Genomic DNA, 6,355 nt, shown 5'->3' with positions numbered 1-6,355 from the left:
GCGCAGGCAAGCGCGGCATCTCACGCGAGCTCGACTGCATTCTGGTCGCGCGCGACCGCAGTGGCCAAACCGTCGATGCCGTGGTCGGCCGCGGCGCCTTGACTGTAGCGCAGCTGGAGCGCCACCTGCTGCCCAGGCTCGAGCGGCAGGTGCTCCTGGTCAGCGACGCGCACGCCGCCTATCGCAGTTTCGCCCGCAAGCACGGCATTGCGCACGAGGCGGTTAACCTGCGCGCCGGCGTGCGGGTACGCCGCGGCCTTGCCGGCGCCGTCCATGTGCAAAACGTGAACGCCTACCACCAGCGCTTCCGGCAATGGCTGAGCCGCTTCCGCGGTGTCGCTTCGCGCTACTTGCCGAACTATCTTGGATGGCGCCGGGCGCTCGATGGAGGACGGATCACGACGGCGGAGCAATTACTGCGCATTGCGATCGGAGTCATCCATAGCGAACGGTGACAGCGCCAAAAAGAAAGCCCGGCACAGAGGCCGGGCTTGCAGTCGGTTCGGAAGGGCGTTCAGAACTTCAGCTCATAGGTCAGGCGGTAGCGCACCCCTTGCGGGAACACGAATCTGCGGGTCTGCGCACCAAAGCGTTCGTCCTCGTAGGTGTTTTCGTTGATGAAGTCCTGGCTCGTCATGTTGCTGACCGCGAAACGCAGCTGGCGCTGCGCGTCGAACTTCCACAGCGCATACATGTCCAGTTCGCGGCGCGGCATCACGTAGGCGCGCTGGTTAACAGACACCCGCACCGGGCCGCCGCGGCGGTAGGCGAAGCTGCCGCCGGTGCTCAGGGCGCCTACTTTGTAGTCGGCGCCCAGGTTGACCGTCAGCGGGGTCTGCTGGTCGAGGCGGTTGTCCGGGCCGGGCACGGACTGCACGCGCGACCAGTTGCGGTTGACGCTGGCGCGCAGGTCGACCGCCGGCGCGTCCTTCATGACGGCCTTGAGCGGGAACTTGGTCTCGATCTCGAGCGAGCGCGTGACGGCGCTGTCCTGGTTGCTCGGGGTCTGGATCCAGCGCTCGCCGTCGAAATAGGTCAGGTTGCGGGTGAAGTCGTCGATGCGGCGCTGCGACACGCTCACCGACAGCAGCGCGCCTTCGGCCCAGTAGTGCTCCCAGGCCGCGTCGATACCGAAGGCCAGTTCCGGCTTGAGGTTCGGGTTGCCGCGGTAATCCGGTTCGGTCGAGCTGTTGTTCTCGCTCACCTGGCGGCGCGGGGTCAGGCTGCCCACGCCGGGTGCCTTGTAGGTGCGGGTCAGGGCCAGGCGCAGCTGGTCGCCCTTCTTGCCGGGGATCTTGTAGAGCGTCTGCATGATCGGGCTCCAGACGTTGGAGCTCGATTCGCCGCGCTCGAAGGTATTGCCGGTGACGCGGGTGCGGATGCCTTCCCAGCGCGCTCCCAGGTACATCGACCAGGCCGGGGTAATATTCCATTCGTCCTGCGCGAACACGGCCAGGCGCTTGACGCGCGCTTCCGAGACTTCGTAGGACGGGACGTTGCCACTCACACGCACGCGGTTGATGTCCTTGCGTTCGTCGTCGCGGGTGTCGACGCCGCCGTCCCAGCCGAAGGCGAAGGTGTGGCCCTTCTCGATCGTGCGGCTGTACTTGCCGGTGGAGTTCACGCCGCGGTCGCGGCCGTCGAGCAGGCTGGTGGTGTCCAGCAGCGGCAGGCCGGCGCTGGTTGCGGCGGTGCGCTGCGAGATGCTCTCGTTCTCCAGGGCCTGTGCGCCCACCTTGAGGTCGAGCTTGGCGCCGGACTCGAACTTGCGCGCCCAGGAGAGGTCGGAGCGCAGGAACCCGTTCTTCGCCTCGAAGGCATTGGCCAGGTTCGGATAGGCGGGCGGCGGACCGATCAGGGTCGTGGTCGGCTGGCTGAAGCGGTTCTTGAAGCGGTGCTGGTTGATGAAGGTCTGCGAGGTCAGGGTATTGTCCTGGCCGAGCGTCCAGTTCAGGCGCGGGCTCAGGTTCACCACGCTCATCTCGCCCTTCTGCGGCAGCACCATAGTGCGCAGCATGGTGACTTCGCCATTGGGCGCCACGCCCCGTTCCTCGCCGGTGGACTCGAACTCGAAGCGGTCCTTCATCGCGTTGGCCGAGATCGAGTACGAGAAGCCGCCGTCGCGGTCCGACATCTGCAGGTTGGCGTTCGGCCCGTAGCTATTGCTCGATCCCTGGGCGGCCAGCTTCAGCTCGCGCAGGCGGTTCTTGACCGCGCGCTTGAGGATGATGTTGATGGTGCCCGCCACCGACTGGGTCGAGAACTCGGCGCTGGCCGCGCGCAGCACCTCGATGCGCTCGATCGAGTCCGGCGCCAGCGAGTCCATCGAGAAGCCGGCCGGCGCGCGTTCGCCGTTGACCAGGACCTGGGTGTAGCCTGCCCCCAGGCCGCGCATGCGGATCTCGCCGCCGCGGCCGTTGGACGAATTGACGGTGATGCCCGGCACGCGCTTGAGCACGTCCAGCACATTGGTGTCGCCGTACTTGGTGATTTCTTCGCTGCTGACCACGACCTTGGTGGCGGTGTCGTCGCGGCGCGGGTCATAGCTGTCGGCCGTGCCCTTCACCTCGACCTGGGAGATCTTCTTGGCCGGCTCCGCCTTGGTCGCAGCGGCTGGCGCCGGGGTCTTGGCATCTTGCGCGGAGGCGCTGAGAGCCGGAAGGCACAGGCTGATCGCGGCGGCGAGCACGGTCAAACGGAAGGGACGGGATACGGGGGACATTGAATACTTCGAAAGTGATAGGAATCGCAATTGTCCCAGAAGCAACTCAGCCTGTCTCCAAGAATCGAATATGCATGTTGCAACTATTTTTCTCGCATACGCCGTCCATACGAGCACTGGAGTACACTGTTAGCAGGCGATAAACATGCATTCCCGTATGTGAAGCCCGTATAATGCGCGATCGTTTTCAAATCGAGAGGCCTGTCAAAGTGTCCCGGATAAAAGTCCTGCCCCAATATGTGATGCCGAAGACGGCGCTGACCAACTTCGCCGGCCGCGTGGCCGGAGCGAAGGGAGGCGCCATGACCACGCGCCTGATCCGCTGGTTCGTGGCCAAGTACGGCGTCAACATGGACGAGGCGGCGAACCCGGACATCGCCAGCTACAGCAGCTTCAACGAGTTCTTCACGCGCCCGCTGCGCGGTGACGCGCGCCCGCTGGCGAATGCCGACTTCGTGTGCCCGGTGGACGGCGCCATCAGCCAGTTCGGCGACATCGACGACCACCACATCTTCCAGGCCAAGGGGCATAAATTTACCTCGGCGGAACTGGTCGGCGGCGACGAGACGCTGGCGGCGCACTTCCAGCACGGCCACTTCGCCAACCTCTACCTGAGTCCGAAGGACTACCACCGCATCCACATGCCCTGCGATGGCCGCCTGACGCGCATGATCTACGTGCCGGGCAAGCTGTTCTCGGTGAACCCGACCACGGCGCGCGGCGTGCCGGGCCTGTTTGCCCGCAACGAGCGTGTCGTGTGCGTGTTCGAGTCGGAAGAACACGGCCCCTTCGTGATGACCCTGGTGGGCGCGACCATCGTCGGCAGCATGGCCACCAGCTGGCACGGCGTGGTGAATCCGCCGCGCATGCCGCGCATCTGCGAATGGAGCTACGATTCGCATCCCGTCGTGCTGAAGAAAGGCGAAGAGATGGGCCGCTTCCTGCTCGGCTCCACCGTCGTCATGCTGTTCAAGAAGGGGACGATCTCCTTCAACGGCGAGTGGGCGCCGGAGCGTCCGGTGCGCCTGGGCGAGACGATGGGGAACCGTCCGCGCTGATCGCGGCTATGGACCGGCCTTCGTATTCGGTGCATTTCTCTTCCATCAGGTCGAGGAAGGCCCGGGTCTTGGCCGGCATCAGGCGACGGCCCGGAAAGACCGCCCATCCCTGGGTGGTCGGCGGCTCCCATTCCGGCAGCACCCGCACCAGCTCCCCCGTCTGCAGGTAAGGGCCGGCGAAGGTCAGCGAGCTGGCGGCGATCCCCGCGCCGCGCGATGCGAGCCGCGCCAGCAGTTCGGGCGAATTGGCGGTGAGGCGCGCAGGCACTTGCCGTTCCCAGCGCAGCTTGCCGCGGGTGAGCACCCAGGGCGTCGCGCCGCCGTAGCGGCTCAGCATGCACAGCAGGTCGTGCCGCAGCAGGTCGTCGGGATGCTCGGGCAGGCCGTGCCGCCCCAGGTAGGCGGGCGAGGCATACAGTCCCCAGTGTTCGAGGTTGATCGGGCGCGCGTTCAGCGAGGCGTCGTCCGGCAATTCGCCCATGCGGATAGCGATGTCGAAGCCTTCGGCGATCAGGTCGACCCGGCGTGGCGACAGGTCCAGTTCCAGCGACACCTCGGGATAGCGCGCGATGAAGCGCGCAATCACCTCCTGCAGGCCGATATTGGCGAAGTCGCCCGGCAGGGACATGCGCAGCTTGCCGCTCGGCTCCCCCTGGCGGTGCTGGGCCAGGGCGCCGGCCGCCTCGACCTCTTCCGCCACCTTGCGCGCGTGCTCGAGCAGGCTGGCGCCGAACTCGGTCAGCACCAGCTTGCGCGTGGTGCGCTGCAGGAGGCGCTCGCCCAGCTTCTGCTCCAGCAGCGCGATGCGGCGCGAGACGGTCGATTTCGGCAGCTGCACCCGCTCGGCCGCGCGGCTGAAACTGCCCGCCTCGACGATGCGGGCGAACAGCAGCAGGTCATTCGGTTCGACTTCCATGATTGTTCCACCAGTGGGTTAATGTTATCCATTCTAATGGCTTCCGCTTCGTTTTTGGAACCACTAACCTGTCTGCATCGACAAACTATCTTGGAATGAAGGGACACAAAACATGAACATCCTGCAAATCACCTCCAGCGTCCGTGGCAATGATTCAGAATCGACCCGCGTCAGCAAGCTGATCGTCGATAAGCTCGTATCGAGCAACCCTGATGCAAAAGTCGTGCGCCGCGACTTCGGCGCCCAACCGCACCCGGTGCTGGACGGCGCCGCCGTCGGTGCCCTGTTCACCCCGGCCGACCAGCGCACCGCCGAGCAGGCCGCCCGCGTGGCCCTGGACGACGCGCTGATCGCCGAGGCCCAGGCCGCCGACGTGATCGTGATCGGCGCCCCGATGTACAACTTCGGCATGCCGGTGCAGCTGAAGAACTGGTTCGACGCGATCGCCCGCTCCGGCGTGACCTTCCGCTATACCGAGACCGGTCCGGAAGGCCTGCTGAAGAACAAGAAGGTGTACGTGGCCACGGCTCGCGGCGGCGTGTACCCGGTGGAAGCCGACCCGCAGGTGCCGCACATCCGCATGCTGCTGAACTTCCTGGGCCTGACCGACCACACCTTCATCTATTCGTCGGGCCTGAACATGGGTCCGGAGATGGCCGCCAAGGGCCAGCAGGCAGCCAACGAAGCCGTGGAAGCGGCGCTGGCCTAAGGCATTGACCTGGCAGCGCGCCGCCGGGAGGCGGCGCACGACGAACCGAAGCACGAGGAGAACAGCATGACCCAGTTGACCAACACAGCGGCAATCGCGACATCGCGCGGCGTCGAACGCCTGATCCAGGGCCAGTTCGTGATGGACGGCGCGGGCGTGAAGATCAACCGCGTGCTGACCGGTTCCCTGCAGCGCCGCCTCGACCCCTTCCTGATGCTGGACGCCTTCGGCAGCGACAAGGCGGGCGACTACATCGCCGGCTTCCCCGAGCACCCGCACCGCGGCTTCGAGACCGTCACCTACATGCTGAGCGGCCGTATGCGCCACCGCGACAGCGCCGGCAACGAGGGCCTGGTGACCAATGGCGGCGTGCAGTGGATGACCGCCGGCCGCGGCGTGATCCACTCCGAGATGCCGGAGCAGGACGAGGGCCTGATGGAAGGCTTCCAGCTGTGGCTCAACCTGCCCGCCAAGGACAAGATGATGGACCCGTGGTATCGCGACATCCCGACCGAGGAAGTGCCGCGTTTCACCAGCGACGACGGCGTGACCGTGCAGGTGATCGCCGGCGAGGCCCACGGCGTGCGGGGCGCGGTGCAGCGCGAGGTGACGCAACCGCTCTATCTCGACATCGAGATCCCGGCCGGCGTGAGCTTCGAGCAGCCGATCCCGCAGGGCCACAACGCTTTCCTGTACGTGTACCGGGGCGACGCGGTGGTCGAGGGCAAGGGCGTGGGCAAGACGCGCATGGCGGTGCTGGACAATGCCGCGCGCGCCGACGGCGTGCGCATCAAGGCGCTCGAGCCGACCCGGCTGATCCTGCTGGCGGGACGCCCGCTGAACGAGCCGATCGCGCAGCACGGTCCCTTCGTCATGAACACCACCGAAGAGCTGTACCAGGCCTTCGACGATTTCCGGGCGGGGCGGTTCGCAGCCTGAGGCTTTGCCGA

General features: G+C 66.1%; 6 protein-coding genes. 4 read left to right on the top strand and 2 right to left on the bottom strand.

All coding sequences use genetic code 11. The features are described 5' to 3' along the window. On the top strand, window positions 1-455 hold a 455-nt coding region (locus tag ACK4S9_RS16265; protein WP_409727562.1), incomplete at its 5' end, for an IS1595 family transposase. A gap of 59 nt (window positions 456-514) precedes the next feature. On the opposite strand, the gene ACK4S9_RS16260 is transcribed toward ACK4S9_RS16265, so the two are convergent. Next, entirely contained in the window at window positions 515-2,722 is a 2,208-nt protein-coding gene (locus ACK4S9_RS16260) for a TonB-dependent receptor plug domain-containing protein (RefSeq protein WP_409727559.1), read from the bottom strand. Window positions 2,723-2,964: 242 nt separating this feature from the next. On the opposite strand from ACK4S9_RS16260, the gene asd reads away from it, so the two are divergent. Continuing rightward, entirely contained in the window at window positions 2,965-3,780 is an 816-nt protein-coding gene (asd, locus tag ACK4S9_RS16255; protein ID WP_409727556.1) for an archaetidylserine decarboxylase, read from the top strand. On the opposite strand, the gene ACK4S9_RS16250 is transcribed toward asd, so the two are convergent. Continuing rightward, window positions 3,713-4,696: a LysR substrate-binding domain-containing protein gene (locus ACK4S9_RS16250; RefSeq protein ID WP_409727553.1), complete on the bottom strand. Its 984-nt coding sequence runs from the start codon at window positions 4,694-4,696 to the stop codon at window positions 3,713-3,715. The genes asd and ACK4S9_RS16250 overlap by 68 nt on opposite strands. Window positions 4,697-4,808: 112 nt before the next feature. On the opposite strand from ACK4S9_RS16250, the gene ACK4S9_RS16245 reads away from it, so the two are divergent. Next, window positions 4,809-5,405: an FMN-dependent NADH-azoreductase gene (locus ACK4S9_RS16245; RefSeq protein WP_409727550.1), complete on the top strand. Its 597-nt coding sequence runs from the start codon at window positions 4,809-4,811 to the stop codon at window positions 5,403-5,405. A 66-nt stretch (window positions 5,406-5,471) separates the two neighbouring features. Then, complete coding sequence (locus tag ACK4S9_RS16240) at window positions 5,472-6,344, top strand: pirin family protein (RefSeq protein WP_409727548.1); 873 nt, start codon at window positions 5,472-5,474, stop codon at window positions 6,342-6,344. Window positions 6,345-6,355 lie beyond the last annotated feature (11 nt).

Origin of the sequence: Massilia sp. (assembly GCF_046293535.1) — a bacterium.
Classification (GTDB): Bacteria; Pseudomonadota; Gammaproteobacteria; order Burkholderiales; family Burkholderiaceae_D; genus Telluria.
This window is presented reverse-complemented; position numbering and strand designations above follow the sequence as displayed.

Bases quoted from the DNA above. Each gene is read 5' to 3' on its own strand.
- ACK4S9_RS16245 (WP_409727550.1), top strand. From the start codon at position 4,809: ATGAACATCCTGCAAATCACCTCCAGCGTCCGTGGCAATGATTCAGAA.
- ACK4S9_RS16240 (WP_409727548.1), top strand. From the start codon at position 5,472: ATGACCCAGTTGACCAACACAGCGGCAATCGCGACATCGCGCGGCGTC.
- ACK4S9_RS16260 (WP_409727559.1), bottom strand. From the start codon at position 2,722: ATGTCCCCCGTATCCCGTCCCTTCCGTTTGACCGTGCTCGCCGCCGCG.
- ACK4S9_RS16250 (WP_409727553.1), bottom strand. From the start codon at position 4,696: ATGGAAGTCGAACCGAATGACCTGCTGCTGTTCGCCCGCATCGTCGAG.
- asd (WP_409727556.1), top strand. From the start codon at position 2,965: ATGCCGAAGACGGCGCTGACCAACTTCGCCGGCCGCGTGGCCGGAGCG.